The 20,911-nt window shown below is 45.0% G+C and carries 19 protein-coding genes; 13 read left to right on the top strand and 6 right to left on the bottom strand.

Going from position 1 to position 20,911, the window contains the following annotated elements; genetic code table 11:
- Nucleotides 1–179 precede the first annotated feature (179 nt).
- Entirely contained in the window at nucleotides 180–659 is a 480-nt protein-coding gene (locus HKI82_RS00370) for a GNAT family N-acetyltransferase (RefSeq protein WP_171137194.1), read from the top strand.
- 89 nt (nucleotides 660–748) lie between these two features.
- Here HKI82_RS00370 and HKI82_RS00365 read toward each other — a convergent pair whose 3' ends face one another.
- On the bottom strand, nucleotides 749–2,455 hold the full coding sequence (locus HKI82_RS00365; protein WP_171136849.1) for a phospho-sugar mutase: 1,707 nt from the start codon (nucleotides 2,453–2,455) through the stop codon (nucleotides 749–751).
- 382 nt (nucleotides 2,456–2,837) lie between these two features.
- On the opposite strand from HKI82_RS00365, the gene coxB reads away from it, so the two are divergent.
- Genes coxB through HKI82_RS00345 form a run of 4 tightly spaced genes read left to right on the top strand, consistent with a single transcriptional unit; the run spans nucleotide 2,838 to nucleotide 7,176 of the window.
- The gene (coxB, locus tag HKI82_RS00360; RefSeq protein ID WP_102941881.1) at nucleotides 2,838–4,016 is read left to right on the top strand and encodes a cytochrome c oxidase subunit II; all 1,179 of its coding nucleotides are present in this window, start codon (nucleotides 2,838–2,840) and stop codon (nucleotides 4,014–4,016) included.
- A 5-nt stretch (nucleotides 4,017–4,021) separates the two neighbouring features.
- A complete protein-coding gene (gene ctaD / locus HKI82_RS00355) occupies nucleotides 4,022–5,659 on the top strand; it encodes a cytochrome c oxidase subunit I (protein ID WP_102941882.1) in 1,638 nt (545 codons plus the stop codon).
- 24 nt (nucleotides 5,660–5,683) lie between these two features.
- Entirely contained in the window at nucleotides 5,684–6,295 is a 612-nt protein-coding gene (locus HKI82_RS00350; protein WP_171136848.1) for a cytochrome c oxidase assembly protein, read from the top strand.
- Nucleotides 6,292–7,176, top strand: a complete 885-nt coding sequence (locus tag HKI82_RS00345; RefSeq protein ID WP_102941884.1) for a cytochrome c oxidase subunit 3 — start codon at nucleotides 6,292–6,294, stop codon at nucleotides 7,174–7,176. The genes HKI82_RS00350 and HKI82_RS00345 overlap by 4 nt, the downstream gene beginning before the upstream one ends.
- 16 nt (nucleotides 7,177–7,192) lie before the next feature.
- Here HKI82_RS00345 and HKI82_RS00340 read toward each other — a convergent pair whose 3' ends face one another.
- Nucleotides 7,193–7,417 (bottom strand): DUF2909 domain-containing protein, encoded by a 225-nt coding sequence (locus tag HKI82_RS00340; RefSeq protein WP_042481210.1) that lies wholly within the window; start codon nucleotides 7,415–7,417, stop codon nucleotides 7,193–7,195.
- Between HKI82_RS00340 and HKI82_RS00335 the strand changes: the two genes are divergently transcribed.
- From HKI82_RS00335 to cyoE, 4 genes are read left to right on the top strand one after another with little or no spacing between them, the layout of a single operon-like run.
- Complete coding sequence (locus HKI82_RS00335) at nucleotides 7,416–8,156, top strand: SURF1 family protein (protein WP_240956619.1); 741 nt, start codon at nucleotides 7,416–7,418, stop codon at nucleotides 8,154–8,156. The genes HKI82_RS00340 and HKI82_RS00335 overlap by 2 nt on opposite strands.
- Nucleotides 8,153–8,695, top strand: a complete 543-nt coding sequence (locus tag HKI82_RS00330; protein ID WP_102941886.1) for a hypothetical protein — start codon at nucleotides 8,153–8,155, stop codon at nucleotides 8,693–8,695. Before HKI82_RS00335 ends, HKI82_RS00330 begins: the two co-directional genes overlap by 4 nt.
- A gap of 8 nt (nucleotides 8,696–8,703) precedes the next feature.
- Entirely contained in the window at nucleotides 8,704–9,783 is a 1,080-nt protein-coding gene (locus HKI82_RS00325; RefSeq protein ID WP_171136847.1) for a COX15/CtaA family protein, read from the top strand.
- On the top strand, nucleotides 9,776–10,678 hold the full coding sequence (gene cyoE / locus HKI82_RS00320; protein WP_171136846.1) for a heme o synthase: 903 nt from the start codon (nucleotides 9,776–9,778) through the stop codon (nucleotides 10,676–10,678). Before HKI82_RS00325 ends, cyoE begins: the two co-directional genes overlap by 8 nt.
- 17 nt (nucleotides 10,679–10,695) lie before the next feature.
- Here the strand turns inward: cyoE and HKI82_RS00315 are convergent, their stop codons facing one another.
- On the bottom strand, nucleotides 10,696–11,757 hold the full coding sequence (locus HKI82_RS00315; RefSeq protein WP_171136845.1) for an MBL fold metallo-hydrolase: 1,062 nt from the start codon (nucleotides 11,755–11,757) through the stop codon (nucleotides 10,696–10,698).
- A gap of 199 nt (nucleotides 11,758–11,956) precedes the next feature.
- On the opposite strand from HKI82_RS00315, the gene HKI82_RS00310 reads away from it, so the two are divergent.
- Together HKI82_RS00310 and aroG are read left to right on the top strand one after the other, a co-directional pair.
- On the top strand, nucleotides 11,957–12,565 hold the full coding sequence (locus tag HKI82_RS00310; RefSeq protein ID WP_102941922.1) for a TetR/AcrR family transcriptional regulator: 609 nt from the start codon (nucleotides 11,957–11,959) through the stop codon (nucleotides 12,563–12,565).
- Nucleotides 12,566–12,742: 177 nt separating this feature from the next.
- Nucleotides 12,743–13,795 carry a 3-deoxy-7-phosphoheptulonate synthase AroG gene (gene aroG / locus HKI82_RS00305; RefSeq protein WP_102941890.1) on the top strand — a complete coding sequence of 351 codons (1,053 nt, stop codon included), beginning with the start codon at nucleotides 12,743–12,745 and terminating at the stop codon, nucleotides 13,793–13,795.
- A 66-nt stretch (nucleotides 13,796–13,861) separates the two neighbouring features.
- Here aroG and HKI82_RS00300 read toward each other — a convergent pair whose 3' ends face one another.
- Complete coding sequence (locus HKI82_RS00300; protein WP_171136844.1) at nucleotides 13,862–15,187, bottom strand: MATE family efflux transporter; 1,326 nt, start codon at nucleotides 15,185–15,187, stop codon at nucleotides 13,862–13,864.
- Nucleotides 15,188–15,592: 405 nt separating this feature from the next.
- On the opposite strand from HKI82_RS00300, the gene HKI82_RS00295 reads away from it, so the two are divergent.
- Both HKI82_RS00295 and HKI82_RS00290 read left to right on the top strand, forming a co-directional pair.
- Entirely contained in the window at nucleotides 15,593–17,665 is a 2,073-nt protein-coding gene (locus HKI82_RS00295; protein ID WP_240956618.1) for a TonB-dependent receptor, read from the top strand.
- A gap of 54 nt (nucleotides 17,666–17,719) precedes the next feature.
- Nucleotides 17,720–18,622, top strand: a complete 903-nt coding sequence (locus tag HKI82_RS00290; protein WP_171136843.1) for a siderophore ABC transporter substrate-binding protein — start codon at nucleotides 17,720–17,722, stop codon at nucleotides 18,620–18,622.
- Between the two features lie 101 nt (nucleotides 18,623–18,723).
- Here the strand turns inward: HKI82_RS00290 and HKI82_RS00285 are convergent, their stop codons facing one another.
- On the bottom strand, nucleotides 18,724–20,280 hold the full coding sequence (locus tag HKI82_RS00285; RefSeq protein ID WP_171136842.1) for a methyl-accepting chemotaxis protein: 1,557 nt from the start codon (nucleotides 20,278–20,280) through the stop codon (nucleotides 18,724–18,726).
- A 244-nt stretch (nucleotides 20,281–20,524) separates the two neighbouring features.
- A complete protein-coding gene (locus HKI82_RS00280) occupies nucleotides 20,525–20,908 on the bottom strand; it encodes a GFA family protein (protein ID WP_240956617.1) in 384 nt (127 codons plus the stop codon).
- Nucleotides 20,909–20,911 lie beyond the last annotated feature (3 nt).

Here is a 20,911-nt window from a genome sequence, read left to right as displayed (position 1 = left end):
TATTTTGTCTAAAACTTGAGTCTGTCAAAGTTAATTTTGGATTTAGTGGTCTTATGTGTTCTTCATTCATAAGCATTAAATGTCCGGAGTATGCTCAAGTTTTAGCTCAAGAAAGGTACGCCGAATTTTGGTACGGATGCAGTTTAATCGAAGTAGGAGATAAAGTGATTATTCGCTTGATGCAGGAAAGTGATTTGTCTGAAGCTGCGTTGGTTCACCAATCAGCCTTTGTCAGACAACGTCGTTCGTTTGAATGGCTACAGTGTAACTTGAAGGCTTTTCCTCGATATATGATCTATGTAGCCAAGCTCGATGAGCAACCAGATTCCAAAGTGGTGGGTTACATTATTTGGGCTCAGAAAAGCGGCTTTAGACCAGAATCAGTATTGGAGTTAGAGCAACTTGCTGTGTTGCCTGAATGTCAGGGGCAAGGAGTTGCAAAAGCTTTAATCTTGGAATCTTTGCCATTGGTTAAGCAGCAATTGGCTGAGCAGGATTCAGTGCTCAAGCATGTGCTTGTCACCACAAGAGCGGACAATTTCGCCCAGCAGTTGTACAAAAAGACATTAGGTGCCGAAGTGGAAAGCACCATTTCCAATCTGTATTCAGCTGATGAGGTGTTGATGATAGCCAGAAACGTTGGCGACACTATTCAATAATTGCGCTTCAGATACCTGATATGAAAAGAGACAAAAACGAACTCGCTTTTGTCTCTTGATTAGTCACTTTCCTACGAGTATTACCGCAGTTATCTCAAGCTGTTCTGATGCTCACTGATCAGAAGTGACATTTGTTCTTCTGCCCTTTCTTGAGCGCTCGCGAAGCTTTCGTTTTTCGCGAAACTGCCAACCACCTCATAGTAGCATTTGAGTTTCGGTTCTGTGCCGGAAGGGCGAACAATAACGCGTGAGCCGCCTTCTAAGTGGTAGATCAGCACATCACTGCTAGGCAGGTTGATTGCCTGCGTTTTTCCATTGCTGTCAGTGCGCACTGAGTGTTTTAAATCCTCGGTAACTAAGATTTTCTTACCAGCAATTTTTTTCGGAGGATCTGCACGAAGCAGTTCACCCACAGGCGGGTAATCAGGGTCTAGCGCAATACTGCGTTGAGCATTAATGTACATGCCATGCTCGCGGTAAATTTCTTCAAGTTGATCCCAAATGGTTTTGCCTTGGCTGTAGAGTTCTGCTGATAGTTGTGCAAAAGCAACCAAAGCGGATAAACCATCTTTGTCCCAAACGGTGTTACCTACTGTGTAGCCAAGCGCTTCTTCGTAAGCAAACAGGAATTTGTGCTCATCGCTTTGCTCTTGCATTGCAATGTTTGTGAGCCATTTGAAACCAGTCAATGTTTGGTAATACTTCGCACCATGCGCTTTTGCCACTTTGTTCAGTAGGCTAGAAGAGACAATGGTATTGCCCACTAATTGGGATTTTGCATCGGTTTTACTAAGCAAGTAATGACCGAAAAGAGTACCCACTTGGTCACCTGTGAGCATTTGGTAACTTCCATCGGGTTTGCGTACCGCAACCGCAAAACGGTCAGCATCTGGGTCGTTAGCGCAAGCAAGTTCCGCTGAGATCGAATCAGCCAGTTCAATCACCATATCCATCGCACCCGCTTCTTCTGGGTTCGGGAAGTTAACGGTTGGGAAAGTGCCATCTGGCTCACGCTGTTCTTTCACGCTCATCACTTTCTTGAATCCAGCATCATGGAGAAGATCTTCCGCCATGTTTGCGCCGACACCATGCATTGCCGTATAAGCAATAGAAATGCTGTTTGGGTCAGTATGATGAGAAAGCAGAGGATTGCTGTTAATCGCTGCACGGTAAGTTTGGTAATAATCATCACGTAACCAAACCAGCAGACCTTGACGCTCAGCTTCGGAATGCGGCATCAATGGAATCACGCGAGTGGCTGCAATATCAATCTCTTGTGCGATACCAGAATCGTGCGGAGGAATGATTTGCGCGCCGTTTTCCCAGTAGACTTTAAATCCGTTGTACTCTGGCGGATTATGGCTCGCTGTTACCACAACTGCCGCCGCCGTGTTGAAATGCTTCACACCAAAGGCCGCAATTGGCGTAGCCGCCACTTTATGAGTTAAGTAAACCTTAATACCTAAAGCCGTTAAAACGGCTGCTGTGTCATGTGCAAAGGATTTGGAATCTGTGCGGCCGTCATAGCCGATCACTACGCCACGTTGTTTAGCATTGTCGACGTGTTTCACTAGGTATTCACCAAGACCTAAAGCGGTTTGTTGAATCACTAAACGGTTCATTCGGTTTGGACCACAACCTACTTTTCCGCGCAGACCGGCTGTGCCGAATTCGAGTCGGCATTTAAAGCGGTCTTCTAACTCTTCATATTCTTTATGGTCAATCAGATATTGCAGTTCTTCCCGTGTTTTAGGGTCAGGATCTGCTGATAACCATTGTGTGACTTTTTCCATCATGATTGCCACCTTATGTATTAATTTGATTACGCAGCATAATTGATATCGATTCTCATTTATGAGCGCGCAATCGCTAAAACCTGCATTAAACCTTAGGTCAACAGACGCTAGTTGTTAGATTTAAATATCTTCATGAGTTTTAAAACTATTCTAGGACAGTTTTTGACAACCCACTTTTATCAAACTGTTTTGATATTTTCTTGAACAAATCTGAAACCCTAACTAGCCTTTACTTAATATTTTGAAATAACAAAAAATTAACAAATGTAACAATTGAGTCAAATTTGCTGTTTGTGTCGATTCACGTTCCTTGTATTGCAGTACAGAGAAGTATTGAAGTACAGAGAGGTGTTGAAGTACAGCGAAGCAGAGGAGAGAGCTCTTGAGAAGATTTGTAACCGATCTGTGGCTGCCAATGGTTGGGCTGTTAATCAGCTTTTCCCCACAGGTTTTTTCTGCAGAACGAGCATTAAACATGACACCGGGCGTTACCGAAATCAGTGGTAAGGTGTATCAGCTACACATGCTTATTTTCTATATTTGTGTAGCGATAGCTCTCGTGGTCTTTGGTGCCATGTTCTATGCCATTTTCAAGCACCGCAAATCGAAGGGAGCGGTGGCGGCTCATTTTCACGAAAGTACCAAAGTCGAAATTATTTGGACGATTATCCCAATCATTATCTTGGTCGCCATGGCGATTCCCGCAACGAAAACTTTAGTTGCGATGGAAGATACTTCTCAATCTGACCTCACTATTAAGATCACCGGTTCACAATGGAAATGGCATTACAGCTATTTTGAGCAAGACGTGGAATTTTTCAGTCTTTTAGCGACTTCGCAAAAACAAATTCAGGGCGAAGAGACCAAAGGAGCACACTACCTTCTAGAAGTGGATCAGCCTTTGGTTCTGCCGACTGAACGTAAAGTGCGCTTCTTACTGACATCTGATGATGTGATCCACTCTTGGTGGGTTCCGGCTTTTGCCGTTAAGAAAGACACCATTCCGGGATATATCAATGAAGCTTGGACACGCATTGATGAACCGGGCGTATATCGCGGTCAATGTGCTGAGTTGTGTGGTCGAGCTCACGGCTTTATGCCAATTGTGGTTCAGGCAATGGAGCCAGAGAAATACGATCAATGGCTCGCAGATAAAAAAGCCGAAATTGCTGCTGCCAGACAAGAAGCCGAAAAAGCGCTGCAAAGTTCAATGTCGTTGGATGAGCTGATGGTAATGGGCGAGAAAGTTTACATGGATCGCTGTGCTGTTTGTCATCAGCCGACAGGTTTAGGTATACCGGGTGCCTTTCCTGCCATCAAAGGCAGTCCTGTGGCTACGGGGGATCTAAGTGCTCATCTTAATGTGGTTGTTAATGGTCGTTCGGGAACCGCAATGCAGGCTTTTGGCAACCAGTTGAGTGATCAAGAACTGGCTGCTGTGATCAGTTATCAACGTAACGCTTGGGGTAACAACACTGGCGATGCGGTTCAAGCATCTGACGTTAATGCGTTTAAGTCACAGGGCGCTGGAGCTTCTGGTCAATCGGGTAATGGAGGATAAGGACAATGATTCATAAGGAAAAATCGGCTCCAATGGCGGACGCTGATATCTCGAATCCAGATACCGGCTCTGTTGATCATGGCGAGAGCGAACATGAACACCACGCTCCTAAAGGTTTGGCTAGATGGATCTATTCAACCAATCATAAAGATATAGGCACCTTGTATCTTTGGTTCAGCTTCACCATGTTTTTGATTGGTGGCGCAATGGCAATGGTGATTCGTGCCGAGTTATTCCAACCGGGTTTACAGCTTGTAGAGCCTGAATTCTTCAATCAAATGACCACAGTTCACGGTCTGATTATGGTGTTCGGTGCGGTAATGCCCGCATTCACAGGGTTAGCGAACTGGATGGTGCCTTTAATGATTGGCGCACCGGACATGGCGTTGCCAAGGATGAATAACCTCAGCTTCTGGATTCTGCCATTTGCTTTCCTCATTCTTCTTGCATCACTGTTTACGGAAGGTGGCGGCCCTAACTTTGGTTGGACATTCTATGCGCCGCTATCGACAACCTATGGCCCAGACAGTACAGCGTTGTTTGTATTCTCGGTTCATATTATGGGTATCAGCTCGATTATGGGGGCGATTAACGTCATCGTGACCATAGTCAACATGCGCGCTCCGGGTATGACATGGTTTAAATTACCGTTGTTTGTCTGGACATGGCTGATTACGGCTTTCCTTTTGATTGCGGTGATGCCTGTATTAGCAGGGGCGGTCACTATGGTTCTGACCGATAAGTATTTTGGTACGAGCTTCTTTGATGCGGCTGGTGGTGGCGACCCTGTGATGTTCCAGCATATTTTCTGGTTCTTCGGTCACCCTGAAGTGTACATCATGATTCTGCCATCCTTCGGCATTATTTCTGCCATCGTTCCTGCTTTTAGTGGCAAAAAATTGTTTGGCTATCATTCGATGGTTTACGCCACCAGCAGTATCGCGCTGCTTTCGTTCTTGGTTTGGGCTCACCATATGTTTACCACTGGTATGCCGGTGTTTGCCGAACTGTTCTTTATGTATTGCACCATGCTGATCGCCGTACCAACAGGGGTAAAAGTATTTAACTGGGTTGCGACCATGTGGCGCGGCTCACTCACTTTTGAGACGCCTATGTTGTTTGCGATTGCCTTTATTGTGCTGTTTACCATAGGTGGATTCTCTGGGCTGATGCTGGCAATTGTGCCTGCGGATTTTCAGTATCACGATACCTACTTTGTTGTGGCGCACTTCCACTATGTTCTGGTTTCTGGTGCTGTGTTCTCGATTATGGCGGCGGCGTATTACTGGCTGCCAAAATGGACAGGGCATATGTACGATGAGCGCCTAAGTCTGTGGCACTTCTGGTGTTCTGTTATCTCGGTCAATGTGTTGTTTTTCCCGATGCACTTCTTAGGTTTGGCGGGAATGCCAAGACGTATTCCTGATTACGCGATTCAGTTCGCTGACGTGAACCAGATTGTTTCGATTGGTGGCTTTGCCTTTGGTTTATCACAACTGATCTTCTTGTGGGTTGTGATTAAGTGTGTGCGGGGAGGAAAGCCTGCACCGGCTAAACCTTGGGAAAGAGCTGAAGGACTGGAATGGACGGTTCCAAGCCCTGCGCCGCACCATACATTCTCTACACCACCCAAAGTGGAATAGTTGGGTGGATTAGGAGCGTGAAAAATGGACAACGAATCACTTAAAAGCAAGAACCGACAACTGATGATAAAACTGACCATTGGTACTGTGCTGATGTTCGGGTTTGGTTTTGCCCTGGTGCCTTTGTATGACGTGATGTGTAAGGCACTAGGCATCAATGGGAAAACCAACGAAGTGGCGGCAGTTCAGCCGACAACCATGGTGGTAGACGAATCGCGCACGATTCGCGTTCAGTTTATGGCACATGTCAGTAATGGCATGCCTTGGAAATTTGAACCTAAAGTTTCGCACATGGACGTGCACCCTGGGCAGGTAATACAAACAGCGTTTTTGGCTAACAACCTTTCCAGTGACGAACTTGTCGGCCAAGCGGTTCCATCTGTATCTCCGGGACAAGGCGCAAGTTACTTCAATAAAATTGAGTGTTTCTGTTTTCATCAGCAGCCATTGTCAGCCAAGGCAGACGCTGAGATGCCGCTGATATTTTATATCGAACCGGATATTCCCGATTCCATTCATACCCTTACGCTCTCCTATACCTTGTACAACATAACGGAAAAAGCAGAGCCTCAACTGGTCAAAACAAGCCAAAGTGCTCACGTGAACGGCGCACCAACGCAAGGAGCAAATCTATGAGTACTAAACACGATTCTTACTATGTTCCGGCTCAGAGCCGTTGGCCGATTATCGGCGCTGTAGCTCTGTTTCTGGTGGCTGTGGGGGCAGGTTTAACAGTGCAACATGTTGGCACTGGTGGTGCGGGAAGTGTCTTTGGCAAAGCCATTTTGATTATCGGTTTTATTGTACTGCTCAGCATGTTGGCGGGCTGGTTTAGTAACGTAATTGGAGAATCATTAGCAGGGTTGTATTCCAAACAAATAGCCCGTTCATTTCGTCAGGGAATGAGCTGGTTTATCTTTTCGGAAGTGATGTTCTTTGGTGCATTTTTTGGTGCTCTGTTCTATGCGCGAATGGTGGCTGTCCCTTGGTTAGGCGGTGCTAGCAACAATGCCATGACCAACGAATTGCTGTGGCCGGGTTTTGAAGCGATATGGCCACTGATTACAACGCCAGCAGGGGAGACAGTACAAGCCATGCCTTGGCAGGGGATCCCACTCAAAAACACCATTATCCTGCTGATGTCTTCGATTACTTTGCACATGGCACACATCAGTTTAGAGAAAAATCACCGCATGGCACTGATTGTATGGCTGGAAATCACCATCGTTCTTGCTGGCTTTTTCTTGTATTTCCAAGGGGTTGAATATGCTCACGCTTATCAGGAAATGGGACTGACTCTGCAATCTGGCGTGTATGGCAACACCTTCTTTATGCTCACAGGTTTTCACGGCTTACACGTTTGTCTCGGCACACTGTTTTTAATTGTGCTGCTTGCGCGTATCGCTAAAGACCACTTCACGCCCAAAGATCATTTCGCGTTCCAGGCGGGTAGCTGGTATTGGCACTTTGTCGACGTGGTGTGGTTGTGTCTGTTTGTCTTTGTCTATGTCTTATAAGCACGGTGTTAACGCTTTAGTAAGGTGTGTGGTTGGGGTGAAGCCAGCCGCTGAGGAGAGCAAAAATGAGCAAGATAACGACGAAAGCTGAAAATATAAGGCGTCGCCCAAGGTAATAGCTCATCGGGCGCTCATCGTCATCATTGGGTTCTCTAACCATCTGAATTAAGGCGCGAGCAAGGTTGAATATGATGAACAGCAGAAACAGAACCAAAATGATTTTTACAACAAGTGGCAGCATGTCTGATCCTCTAAAGAGTCGAGTGTTGTCTATGAAAGTAATCTTAGGTGCTGTTTTAACTGTGGTTGTGTTTCTGTTATTGGTCAAATTGGGTTTCTGGCAATTGTCGCGTGGCGAAGAAAAACAGGCGCTTGAGCAGGAGCTGTTACTTCGTCAGCAGATGGAACCGATCTCTTTAGGCATGGCTTTAGAAAGGTATCCAGTCTCAGATTTGACGGGCTTGCAGGTAAGAGTTTCTTTCTCGCCAGTCAGCAACATGACGTTTCTGCTCGACAACCAAACCTATCAAGGAAAAGTAGGTTATCTGGCTTACCAACTGGCAAAAGAGCGAAACGGGCACTGGATGTTGATCGAAAGGGGCTTTGTTGCAGCAACCAACGATAGACGCATCTTGCCGGAGGTTAACTGGCTTATAGAGCCTCAAGAGTTAGTTGGGCGTCTGTACCAAAAATCCAATAATCCACTGAGTTCGGATTTGAATATTGAAAGCCAGACGCCGCACCGCATTCAGAACCTAAACATTGAGCAGCTTTCTCAGTGGTTGGGAGAACCCATTTTGCCAGCTCTGTTTCAACCACAGGAAAAGAACTGGCCATATGCGCAGCCATGGGTTCCTTTTCCTCTCAGTGCTGAAAAACATTTTGGCTATGCCGTGCAGTGGTTCGCTATGGCAGCCGTGTTGTTAATTATTGTTTTGCTTATCTGTGTCAGAGCTTTTAAAGCAAGGAGGCTAGGATGAATTCAAAGACCAAAGGACGTTTGATGTTGCTAGCGATTGTGCTTTTCTTTGCGCTTCCTGCCGTAGTGGCAAAGACGGTCTTAACTAACCATTGGTATCAGTCAGGAGTAACCAACAAGGGGGTTTTGATTGAACCAAGAATCACCTTGAGTTCATTAGGGTTAGGAACTTCGACACAGGACAAGCTTTGGCGCGTAGGGTATGTGGTTCCCAAACAGTGCGATGAGCAGTGCCAACAGCACATCTATATGCTGATGCAAAGCCATACTGCATTGGGCAAAGAGCAGGGCAGAGTAGAACCGGTATTACTGATTGAACCTGAAAGTGACATCCAGAGTGTTGAGCACATCTCCGTTGAGAAGTTGGCGGTCAATCAAGCTTTTATAGCGGCTATTGAGAGCTCTGAAATTGTGATTGTCGATCCGCTTGGTCAACTGGTTATGCATTACCCCAAAACAGACCCTTCGCAGCTGGTGATGCAAAGTAAAAGTGTGCTGGCGGATTTACGTAAGTTGCTCAAACTTTCTCGCGTTGGGTGAGGTGGACGATGACCAATTCCAATACAGGGTTAATTCGATTAGTGAAGTTTGCACTGTTGTTAACGCTGACCGTAATTGCATTGGGTGCTTATACTCGTTTATCCGATGCAGGGTTGGGCTGTCCTGACTGGCCGGGTTGTTACGGTCACTTCACGGTTCCGCAATCTTCCCAAGCGCTGGAAAAAGCAGAGCTGTTATACCCTCATCTCGATGTGGAGCCGCATAAAGCTTGGCCGGAAATGATTCATCGTTATTTTGCCGGCACTCTTGGGCTGGTGGTGTTTTTAATCACTTTTCTCTGTATTAAAACTCGACCTGTGGCGATCACCCTGCCTCTGATGATTGCTGCAGTTGTGATTTTTCAGGCCTTACTTGGTATGTGGACGGTAACCATGATGCTGCTGCCGATAGTGGTGATGGGGCACTTACTGGGGGGATTCACTTTGCTCGCCAGTTTGTGGTTACTGTTGTGGCAGTTACAACGGACGTCAGCGCCTGAAAACAGAGATCTTATAAGTTCATCAGCACTGCCTTTCTCTTCGAACCTTAAGCTCGGGGCGGTACTTACTATGGCGGTGGTGGTCGGGCAGATCATGCTTGGTGGCTGGACATCCTCTAATTACGCGGCGTTAATGTGCAGCAGTATACCAATATGTGAAGGTAACTGGCTCTCTTATCTGGATTTCAAAACAGCCTTTACTTTGATTCATCACGGACATGACAGCTATGAGTTTGGCGTACTGGAGTACGGTCCGAGGCTGACTATCCATGTATCACATCGGTTTGGCGCTATCTTGACCATCTTAGTCGTGTCAGCGTTAGCGTTTCGTTTATGGAAAGTTGGCCTGCTTTCTTTGTCGAAAATGTTGTTAGGCGCGCTTTTGGTTCAGGTTGTTCTCGGCATCAGCAATGTGGTTTTCAATCTGCCTTTAACGATTGCAGTTATGCACAATTTGGGCGCAGCGCTGCTCATGGTTGCAGTACTCAAATGCAACTATAGATTGTGGTCTTCTCAGCCTGTGAGCCAAGCAATCATTGACGCTAAAGCCAATTCTAAAGTTACAACAAGGAGTGTTTCCCATGAATAAGTCGGTCACTGTCGCATCTGGTATCGCCGTATCTCCTTCGCGTTGGAGAATCTATTGGACTCTGACCAAACCTAAGGTGGTCGCATTAATGCTGCTTACCGCTCTGGTCGGAATGTGTTTAGCCCAACCAGCTGCGCTTCCTTTGCAAGCGGTGGTGTTGGGGTTGAGTGGCATTGCTTTGATGGCAGGCTCTGCGGCAGCGTTCAATCATCTGATTGACCGAAGAATCGATGCGATTATGGCGAGAACGTATCGTCGTCCGCTACCTTCTGGAGATATTCAGGCTTATAAAGTTTTTGCATTTGCTACGGCGATTGGAATCGCGGGATTTGTCGTGCTCTATGCTGGGGTAAATGCACTGACTGCTTGGCTGACATTTGCCAGTTTGTTGGGGTATGCGCTGGTTTATACCGTTTACCTTAAACGTGCAACACCGCAGAATATTGTGATTGCTGGTTTGGCTGGTGCAATGCCGCCACTATTAGGCTGGACAGCAATAACCAATGAACTGCATGGCCATGCTTGGTTATTGGTGATGATCATCTTTATCTGGACGCCACCTCATTTCTGGGCTTTGGCGATTCATCGCAAAGAAGATTATGCCAAAGCGGATATCCCAATGCTGCCAGTGACGCACGGCGTGGATTACACTAAAACGTCGATTCTGCTCTATACGGTATTATTGGCGATTGTCTGTGTATTGCCAGTATTGGTGGGAATGAGTGGGGTGCTTTATTTTGTTGCATCCACTATTTTGAGCTTAGGTTTTATTTATTCAGCATGGGTACTGAAATATCGCTCAGATGAGCAGTCAGCCATCACCACGTTCAAATACTCTATCTATTATTTGATGATGTTGTTTATTGCGCTGCTGCTCGATCACTACTTCGTGTAAGTGGTGATATGAAAAATTTATGAGGCAGAGTTAAAACAGTTTTGCACTGATGGCTCTGCTTCCATTTCCACTTCAAGTTGTTCCCACCATCTCACCGATTGAAATGATTCGTTTAACGACATGCGTTGACCAATAACAGGAGTGACCAGCGTAACGCCTAAAGATCTTGCGAGATTCGATGCTTTCTCAAGTGGTTCATACCAACGATGCATAGACAAATCAAAAGTACTGTTGTGAATCGGCATCATCATTTTGCCTTTCAGATCGATGTGCGCCTGTAAGCTCTGGCGAGGAAACATATGCACTTCAGACCAAAGTTTGTTGTAAGCGCCAGTCTCAATCATGGTTAAATCGAAAGGGCCGTATTTATTGCCAATCTCTTTAAATCCGCTGAAATAGCCGGAATCTCCACTAAAGAATATCGACTTTTTGCTGCTGCGAATCACCCAGCTTCCCCATAGGGTTTGATTACGATCCGTCAAGCCTCGGCCAGAGAAGTGTTGAGTAGGTGTGAAAGCAAATTCAACAGAACCTCGGTTCGCACTGTCCCACCAAAGAAACTCCTGAATCTTGCTGGCAGGTACGCCCCATTTCTGCAATAAAGCGCCTACTTTTGAGGGAACAAGAAAGTGGTCAACTTTCTTCACCAAGCTTTTTACTGCGGCTTTGTCTAAGTGATCGTAATGGTCATGGCTGATCAACACCACATCAATGGTTGGCAGATCCTGAATGGAGATGGGTGGCTGGTGGAAACGTTTTGGTCCAGCCCATTGCACTGGTGAAGCGCGGTCACTGAAGACTGGGTCGGTAAGGATCCACTGACCATCGAGTTTCATCAAAATCGAAGAATGACCAAGTCGATAGACCACATCATCGTTTTCAACTTCTAGCTGTTCGTTAGTGATACTTTGCACCGGAATCGGCTTTTTTGGCACTGTATCCTCATGTTTCTCAGTCAGATAAGCCCAAGAGATAGCTAAGAAATCGCGAATGCTGTTTTTGTTATCCACTTCGTGGTTAGCAAATTTGCCATCAAGTGCTGCTGTATCTGAGACTTGATTGTTTTCAACTGTATTCATTGTCTTTCTCCTGTAGCCAAGTGAAAAGTTTCCTTACTTCTGAGCTCTATGATCGAATAGAGATATGAAACGTTTGTGACGTTTCTTAGAACTTTTAAAGTAAACTATACGGTGTAGTTTACGTATTTTTGATGAAAAGTAAACTGAGTAGTGTAATATTGGTGTCAGAATATTTTTAAGACATACGCAGAACACAGTGATGAAGAAAACTCGAAGTGAACTAAAACGTGAAGCGATATTGTTGGCGGCAAAGGAAGCTTTCCGAGAGTTCGGGGCACAAAGCACCAGTATGGATAAGATTGCGGCGTTAGCGCAGGTTTCCAAGCGCACCGTGTATAACCACTTTTCGTCAAAAGAAGTGCTGATCATGACCTTGCTGGCAGAGTTGTGGAGTGCAACGGCTAACCTTGTCGATTCTGATCAGCTAATGTCACTGCCAATGGAAGAGCAGTTAGAACAACTGCTTTACAGCGAAATAGAAATTCTGTCGTCAAATGAGTATATCGACCTAGCGCGAGTGGTGCTCGGCTACTATCTATATCGCCCTGATGAGTTGATTGAACAATCTGAACTGATGGCAAAAAAAGAGGGTCAGATCCTCAGTTGGCTTAAACATCAGAATTCGTTAAAAAGCCTTGATATTCAGGATGTTGAACTCGCTAATGGTCAGTTGCACAGCCTAGTTAAAGGTGGTTGCTTCTGGCCGCAGGTTATGGGGATTAAATCCAGTTTGTCAGACCAAGAAAAGCGCTATTTGGCACAACAAACCACGTTATTTTTCATCAGTCATTACGGGTGTAAAAAATAAGTTACACCGTTTCTATTTTGTAAATATTTTCTGCATATTGCATTTTATTTAAAATAATGGTTGCACTCATCTGCCTAGGTAGATTAAGTTACGGACTGAGGAAACGAGACTGCCAAAGGATTTGCTATTCACCGTTCAATAGCACCAGCAGCAAAGCAAAATAGGAAGAAGTAAGCGATGTATCAAACCGACGATGTAAATATTAAACGAATTAAAGAATTATTACCCCCAGTTGCAGTATTAGAAAAATTTCCAGCGACTGATGTTGCTTCTTCAACAACGTTTCAAGCGCGCCAAGCAATCCACAACATTTTGAATGACGAAGATGACAGACTACTCGTTATTGTTGGCCCATGTTCTATCCACGATACAGAAGCGGCGATCGAGTACGGTAAGCGTTTGAAGAAACTGCGTGATGAGTTAAGTGGTCAACTTGAAGTTGTGATGCGTGTTTACTTTGAAAAACCGCGTACAACCGTGGGTTGGAAAGGTCTGATCAACGACCCATACCTTAACGATACTTACAAGATTAATGACGGTTTACGCATGGGTCGCAAGCTATTGCTTGATCTGACCGACATGGGTATGCCGACTGCGAGTGAATTCTTAGATATGATCACTCCGCAATACGTGGCTGATTTAATTAGCTGGGGCGCTATCGGTGCTCGTACGACTGAATCACAAGTACACCGTGAACTGGCTTCTGGTATTTCATGTCCGGTTGGTTTTAAAAACGGCACTGATGGCAACATCAAAATTGCTTCTGATGCGATTCGCTCAGCTGAGTCATCACACCACTTCCTATCAGTAACTAAATTTGGTCATTCAGCGATTGTTGAAACCGCAGGTAACCCTGATTGCCACATCATTCTTCGCGGTGGTAAAGAGCCAAACTACAGTGCTGAACATGTTAGTGACATCAAGAACCAACTGGAAGCGTCTGGTCTGCGTCAAAAAGTGATGATTGACTTCAGCCACGCAAACAGTTCTAAACAATACCAACGTCAAATGGTTGTAGGCGAAGATGTGAGTGCACAAATCGCTGGTGGCGAACACGCAATTTTCGGCGTGATGATTGAGTCACATCTTGTTGAAGGTCGCCAAGACTTAGTTGATGGTCAAGCGCCGACTTACGGCCAGTCGATTACAGATGCATGTATTGGTTGGAATGATACTGAAACTGTATTGCGTCAACTTGCTGATGCGGTAGAAAAACGTCGCAAAGGCTAATGCATAAATGCTTAGTTCATAAATGCATAGACGAAGAAAAGGCTCTCATTTGAGAGCCTTTTTTGATCAGGAAGTTTGAAGCGTATAGCTCTGTTCTATTTGCTTCAGAGTTCTTTGATATACCCACCAAGCGGTGCTGCCAGCCAATAAGTTACCGATAAAGGCACCGATAAACAGACCTTGTAATCCGCCGAACTCAGAACCTATCCATAGACAAGGAAGGAAGAAGATAAATAGCCTTAATGCTGAAATCGTTAAAGCGATGTAAGACTTACCCAGAGCGTTAGATACTGACACCATGAGCATACAAACCCCTAGCGAACCTAAGCTTAACGGTACAATCATCAAGTGCCAGTTCAAGATAGTCTCGACACTCGCTTCGCTGGTCATCAGTGATGCCAGAGGAGTGGATAGCACGATAGTAATCAGCGCAATAGCAAGTTGGGAAATCAAAATAAAACGAATGGCGATATTCACCAGCTTTCTTATATCCGCGAGCTTTCCTGCGCCCAACATTCTGCCGATCATCGGTGGCATAGACATAGTCAACGCCAACACCGCAACGATAGCAAAAAACTCAAAACGTGAACCCAGTGCCCACGCTGCAACCGCTGTCGCGCCAAAACTTGCTAGTAGTTTAGTTGCCAGCATTGAGGAAAGCGGTGGTAACAGTTGGCTCAGCATCGCTGGCCCCATGATATGCCCGATAGATTTAACGCTGGCGACAATATCCAAGTCATGCCATGCGTAGCTCATCCAGTGCTTGTTATAAACTTTTGGTAAAACAACGGCCACACCGATGCCAAACGCCAGAATGGTTGCGATCGCAGCACCATTGATACCGAGATCGAACACAAAGATAAACAGTGGGTCCAACACAAGGTTTAATACGCTGGTCACCATCATCATAGTGCCCGGCAGCATAGTATTTCCGTTGGCACGACAGACACTGTAAAGAAAATACAGAACTGCGCCTGTCCACGCGCTGATGGCCCACCAAATCCAATAGACATCAATAATTGAATAGATGCTTTCAGGAGCATCAAGCAATGAAAGGATAGGGTATCGAAGTAAGTAAATGATCAAGCCGAAGATAGCGACGCAGCCGCTACCCATTGCCAACACTAAACCGCCTAGCTGTTTGGCGTATCGCGTCTTTTCAGCCCCTAAAGCCTTGGAGATTACAGCCGTTGTAGCAATGCCCAGGCCGACCTGAACGCCTATAATCACCATTTGCAATGGCATAGTGAAACCTTGCGTAGCAAGCGGCAAAACACCAAGTTGACCGATAAATGCACTATCGACTAACTGAAAGCTCATTAGTGACAGGACGCCAAAAAGCATCGGCCAAGTCATTTGAAATAGCTGATTAGATAATGATGGAGGATTCATTAGTGAATTATGATCTTCGTTGTTTTAAGAATGTTAATGACGTTCATTATGAGCCAATGGCGCCGCTATTGGTACCTTGAAAAGCCAACAAATGCTTTTAGTGATTGCAGGCTTAAGCTAACTATCTGATTTTATGACGCTTCATGCGCTATTCCAATAGCTGCGCCTTTGTGTAGCGTTTTATCTAATTTTCCTTTTGTCACCTAAGTGGAGTCGAATATGGCTTTCACAAAACTACTTGCGTTGCAAGTCAGATAAATCATTGTTACGAGTGATAATGTAATGATAATAATTATCATTTGATAAGCATCTTGGTGCTCATTATCTTCATGTCCGGAAAATTCAGACAAGCAGCCTGCTTGCTATTCGAATCCACATTAATTGTGGCAAATATGGAGATTAAATATGGCATCGCGACGCCAAAATGAGGTTCAAATAAATGCTGGTAGCCCAGCAATGAAAACAATCTTAGCTGTAAGTATTTCAAGCATTCTTTTCAATACTCAAGCTCTGGCCAAAGATACTTCAGTAAAGCAAACAGAAGTCGTTACCGTAATCGGTGAAAAAGTAGAAAGAACGATTTTTGAAACGAGTTCGAGTGTACGTGTTTATGATGAAAGCACTCTTGAGTCTACGCCAAATGCAACTCAGCTTGATGATTTACTGCAGCTCACACCAAATATGGTCGATGTAGGTCAAGGAAATAGCTTACCTTCGATTCGTGGGGTTGATGGCTCTGGCCCTTCGGTAGGCGGTATCGCCAGTTTTGCCGGAACCGCACCAAGGTTGAATCTCTCTATCGATGGTCGCTCTTTAACATATTCTGAAATTGCTTTTGGCCCTCGTTCTCTATGGGATATTGAGCAAGTCGAGGTTCACTTAGGCCCTCAAAGTTATGTTCAGGGGAGAAACTCTTCGGCTGGCGCAATAGTGATTAAGTCTAACGATCCTGTTCATGAATTTGAAACGCGCGTTAAAAGTGGTTACGGAGAACACGGTTACTCACAGAACTCCATTGTCGTTAACACACCTATTGTCCAAGACCAACTTGCTTTTAGACTGAGTGTTGATCAGCAAAAACGTCTTACTGCTTTGCCTTTGGCTTCATATGAGCCGGCTGGTGATAGCCGAAGAGTTGAAACGACAGTGGCAAGAGCAAAGTTGTTAATCGAGCCAGATAAGTTCCAAGGTCTTTCTTCTGTTTTAGCTGTTGATTTTAGTGACACTCGTTCGCCGCAGTCTGAAAACGACATCGGGATGAACTATGTAAAAGAGCGGGCGGTATACGAGACTAAATCCACCAATGGTATTTGGAATGTCGAATGGCAACTCAACGATGCTTTCACTTTTGAAAACCGTCTGATCGTTACCGAATTTGAGTATGAACGTATTACTCAACCTGGCGAAAATCATGCTGATTTTACTACTGAAGGAAATGAGCTTTCTGTTGAACCATTGGTTCGCTACCACACTGAACAGAGCAATTTAAGTGGGTTATTTGGATTTCGTTATTTTAGCTCTGATCAAGATGATGAATTCCTTTCTTCAGGTAGAGGCTTCCCTATGGGAGGAGAAACCAAAACCGCCTCCGCTTTCGGTGAAGCAACGTACCGAATCACTCCTATGTTTGATGTGACATTTGCAGGGCGCTTCGAGCAAGAAAACAAAACACGTCAAGCGGATCTTAAGCCTCGATTTACGATTGACTCCGATGAAGATGTCTCAGTGTTCTTACCTAAGTTAGAGGTGGCATATCGTCCTGAACTCAACCAAACCATCGGATTTAAAGCCGGTAAAGGTTACAACAACGGCGGTGCTGGTGTGAGCTTTAATACTAGTAACGGCAGGGCGCCGATGAAAGCTTATGAGTTCGATGAAGAGTATGTTTGGAATTACGAATTTTACACACGTCATGGCCTAGCTGACGGAACGGTTACCCTAACATCTAACTGGTTCTACAACGATTACGATGGCATGCAAATTCAACAGAGCCAAGCTGATGGGTATGTATTAGTCCAAAATCTTGATGATGCAAAAACTTATGGAGCAGAGGTTGCTGTTGACTGGATGGCGACAGCCGATTTAGAACTGATGGCTGCAGTCGGTTTGCTTAAAACGGACTACACACAGACGGTTGCTGAAGGCGGTGAGAACAAAGAACTGCCACGAGCACCCGCATTTTCAGCCAGCCTAAGTGCTTTGTATCACTTCTCTGATGGGTTTGAAGCAAGTGCCAATGCCAATTACACCGGCGCTTACTATTCCGATCTGTCTAACGATGAAAGCTTGAGAATTGATCCTAAATGGATTGTGAATACTCAAATATCTTATGTGTTTAAAAATGGTCGAGCGAACCTCTTCGCCCAAAACTTGTTCAATGACAACAGCGTTACGGATATCGGAGATAAACGCTACATCAATGAACCTCTTCGTCAAACACCGAGAACTGTCGGTGCTTCGTTAGAACTTTTCTTTTAACTAATCAATATGAATGGGCGCCAGAGCCGCGCTCATAATCATCAGAGGTCACGTATGAAAGCGTTATCGTTATTTTGTTTACTGTTCGCTTCCTTATCCGCCCATGCAAAAACAGTCACTATAGAGCATGTTGCAGGTACCACGGTCATCGAAACTAAACCGCAGAGAGTTGTAGTCATCGGGGCTGGCGCATTGGATATGCTGGATTATTTCGGAATTACGCCTGTTGCCGTCAACCATGATTATCAACCCGACTACTTAAAAAAGTACACGGAAGGTGATTACCCCTCTGCAGGAACCTTGTTTGAACCAAGCTACGAAGATATCTATACGCAAAAACCGGATTTGATTATCACGGGGCCTCGAATGGCTGGTAATTATCAAAAGCTTTCTGAGATTGCACCTATGGTAGTACTGAGTCCTCATGCTACTGATGGATACTGGGAAAGTACTCAAGAACAGTGGCGTATTATTGGTCGAATTTTTGAGGTTTCAGAGAAAGTAGAAGAGATCATTTCCCGAATCGATAAAGATTTCAAAGCGATAAAAGCATTTAATGCACAACATCCTGCGAAATCGCTTACCGTGATGAATTTTGGTGGCAACGTAACCGCGTTTTCAGAAAAGTCTCGTTTTTCGTCGCTGTATCATGACTTTGGTTTCCAGCAAACAGATGCTCAGAAAATGAAAACCAACGGTCATGGCGACCTTGTCTCGTTTGAGTTCATTAGAGAAGTGAATCCCGATTATCTGTTTATCATTGATGGGGAAAAGTTAAGAGACGCTAAATCTGAACAAACACGTGAAATGTTTGACAATGAGTTAGTAAAACAAACCATCGCGTTTCAAAAGGATCAGATCGTTTATTTAAGCCTAAACGCTTGGTATATATCGATGGGTGGGGTAAGAGCGACAGAAATTATGGTTCAAGATCTTAAAACTTTGTTGGGTATTTAAGTTTCTCAAGCTCCTCAATCCCAAATAGGATGTTGTGCATGGAAAAAAGGTCTAGCTATTGAGCTAGACCTTTTACTGAGTTCAGATTTTATAAACGCCAGCTATAAACGTCTAAACTGTTTAACCAGAGAACCCTGTGAATCCAGGTTTGTTACCAATGCCTTACACTGCTCATGGGTGTCATTTGCTAGCAATAAAGTAGCGGCTGAACCGTCGCTGATAGACTGCACACTTACATTCATGCTTTCCGTTACGCGTGCCATTTCATCTACCGCTGTCGCTATATGTTCGTTTCTCTGAGCAATGTCGGCCATTTGCGCCAGTAGAGCTTTAAGTTTGTCACCAGAATCATTTGCACTGTTCACACAACTTTGTGAAAGCGAGTTACCTTGACTGATGGCTTCCACCGCTTCACGTGTACTGCTCTGAATAGTCTGAACAATACTTTGTATCTCACTGCTGGATTCTGAACTGCGTTGCGCCAGTTTGCGGACTTCATCAGCAACTACGGCGAATCCTCGACCTTGTTCTCCTGCTCGAGCTGCTTCAATTGCAGCGTTTAGTGCAAGAAGATTGGTCTGATCCGAAACACTCTGAATGACTTCGATAACCTGACCGATGGTTGCACTTTGAGCAGAGAGTTTTTCGATAACAGTGGTGGCCGAATCTAGCTGTTTGGCTAGCTGAATAATCGAACCCACAGTATCTTCGACAGAATCCATGCCTTCACTTGCTGCTGTCTGGGCACTGTTTGCGGCGGCAGATGCGGCTTGTGCATTGCTTGCAATTTCGTTGGCGGTTGAGTTCATTTCAGTAATCGCTGTCGCCACTTGCTCAGTTTCACGCGATTGGCCATCTAAGTTGTCAGCCGTGTGGTTGCAGTTTACGGACGAAACTTTAGCCGCTTCAACCAATTGCAAGTTCGAGTCCTGAATTCGACCGACTACCGCATTTAATTCAGACTGGCGCATTTTCAGCGCTAGCTGAATTTCAGAAATGTCATCCACTCGCTTGTTGTAAACAAGTTCCATTAATGGATTATCAAACACTTTGCGTGCCGTTTCCGTCACTATTTCTAAACGACGAGTTAAGGTGTAGCTGGTCAAGATACTTAGTAGCAGCATTATTGGGACACCAGCACCTGCCAAGAAATGATCAACTGCGGCTGCAATGACTGCGGCGCCAAGAAATCCTACTGTCATACGCTGCCATAAACGCGTTCTAGGTAACTTGAGCTGCCAGGGCGTTTTGTTAGCGCGGATCTGTGCGTACACCTTTTCCGCATTCTCAACATGCTCACGATTAGGTGACAGGCGGACGGATTGGTATTCGACAGTCTTACCATTTTCAATAATTGGCGAAGCAAAAGCATCAACCCAGTAGTGATCACCAGATTTAGTTCGGTTTTTAACCAATCCCATCCAAGATTGGCCTTTCTTTAAATGTGACCACATGTCCTGAAATGCTGCTTCTGGCATATCCGGATGGCGAACCAAGTTATGAGGTTGACCAACCATCTCTTCTAGGCTGTATCCAGCGACTTCACAAAACTCTGCGCTGGCATAAGTAATATGGCTATCCGGTTGAGTAATAGAGAGTAGGTTGTAATGAGGAGGGTAAAGGACTTCTTTTTGTGTAACAGGTTTATTAATACGCATTGTGTTGAGCACCCTAAAAATAATTCAAAAATGTACACCTAGCGTTTGACGAGATTTGTGGTTAAAAGACGTCGCGTACTTAATTATTGTTGTAGGGTTTATGATTATTATTTGCTCATCTTATACGCATGCCAAATTAAAAATGCAATACGCAAACAGCATGTAGTGTTAAAACGGGATATATCTCACTAAATTTGTAGTACTGGTCTGACATCGGATCATATCAAACCGTCTGAGATACATTTTAGTCAAGGTAGGTCCAGCTATCTGCGCCATCAAAATTTCGAATTTTAATGTTGTTTAGCAGAGTTGGGTTGAACATGCGGTAGTTAACAGCGAGCCGATCGTTGTCAGATTTGCTCGCTGATGAATAATGAGTAATGCAGCCACAGTTTTTGCAACGGCAGAAGAGAATTTCTTTGTCACCCCAACTGTAGCTTTCCACTCCGCACTCTTTTATCGAGATAGTGACCTGCGACTGTTTGAAATACCCCCAAATTGAAGCGTAACGTGAACAAATGGAACAGTTACATTCAGTGGCTGTTTTTGAAGGGTAGGGAATGGTTAGCATTACATTCCCGCAGTGGCAGCGGCCAGTAAGCATTTCTTCGCTGTCAGAGTGCGCCATGAT

It is taken from the genome of Vibrio plantisponsor, from assembly GCF_013041605.1.
Lineage (GTDB): Bacteria > Pseudomonadota > Gammaproteobacteria > Enterobacterales > Vibrionaceae > Vibrio > Vibrio plantisponsor.
Note: the sequence above shows the minus strand (reverse complement) of the source record. Positions and strands in the feature narration are given on the sequence as shown.

Coding starts and splice junctions, on each gene's coding strand:
- HKI82_RS00370 (WP_171137194.1), top strand. CDS start 180: ATGCAGGAAAGTGATTTGTCTGAAGCTGCGTTGGTTCACCAATCAGCC.
- HKI82_RS00335 (WP_240956619.1), top strand. CDS start 7,416: ATGTCTGATCCTCTAAAGAGTCGAGTGTTGTCTATGAAAGTAATCTTA.
- HKI82_RS00330 (WP_102941886.1), top strand. CDS start 8,153: ATGAATTCAAAGACCAAAGGACGTTTGATGTTGCTAGCGATTGTGCTT.
- HKI82_RS00290 (WP_171136843.1), top strand. CDS start 17,720: ATGAAAGCGTTATCGTTATTTTGTTTACTGTTCGCTTCCTTATCCGCC.
- HKI82_RS00280 (WP_240956617.1), bottom strand. CDS start 20,908: ATGGCGCACTCTGACAGCGAAGAAATGCTTACTGGCCGCTGCCACTGC.
- HKI82_RS00345 (WP_102941884.1), top strand. CDS start 6,292: ATGAGTACTAAACACGATTCTTACTATGTTCCGGCTCAGAGCCGTTGG.
- HKI82_RS00365 (WP_171136849.1), bottom strand. CDS start 2,455: ATGATGGAAAAAGTCACACAATGGTTATCAGCAGATCCTGACCCTAAA.
- HKI82_RS00285 (WP_171136842.1), bottom strand. CDS start 20,280: ATGCGTATTAATAAACCTGTTACACAAAAAGAAGTCCTTTACCCTCCT.
- HKI82_RS00350 (WP_171136848.1), top strand. CDS start 5,684: ATGGACAACGAATCACTTAAAAGCAAGAACCGACAACTGATGATAAAA.
- HKI82_RS00315 (WP_171136845.1), bottom strand. CDS start 11,757: ATGAATACAGTTGAAAACAATCAAGTCTCAGATACAGCAGCACTTGAT.
- aroG (WP_102941890.1), top strand. CDS start 12,743: ATGTATCAAACCGACGATGTAAATATTAAACGAATTAAAGAATTATTA.
- HKI82_RS00310 (WP_102941922.1), top strand. CDS start 11,957: ATGAAGAAAACTCGAAGTGAACTAAAACGTGAAGCGATATTGTTGGCG.
- HKI82_RS00295 (WP_240956618.1), top strand. CDS start 15,593: ATGGCATCGCGACGCCAAAATGAGGTTCAAATAAATGCTGGTAGCCCA.
- HKI82_RS00300 (WP_171136844.1), bottom strand. CDS start 15,187: ATGAATCCTCCATCATTATCTAATCAGCTATTTCAAATGACTTGGCCG.
- HKI82_RS00340 (WP_042481210.1), bottom strand. CDS start 7,417: ATGCTGCCACTTGTTGTAAAAATCATTTTGGTTCTGTTTCTGCTGTTC.
- ctaD (WP_102941882.1), top strand. CDS start 4,022: ATGATTCATAAGGAAAAATCGGCTCCAATGGCGGACGCTGATATCTCG.
- cyoE (WP_171136846.1), top strand. CDS start 9,776: ATGAATAAGTCGGTCACTGTCGCATCTGGTATCGCCGTATCTCCTTCG.
- HKI82_RS00325 (WP_171136847.1), top strand. CDS start 8,704: ATGACCAATTCCAATACAGGGTTAATTCGATTAGTGAAGTTTGCACTG.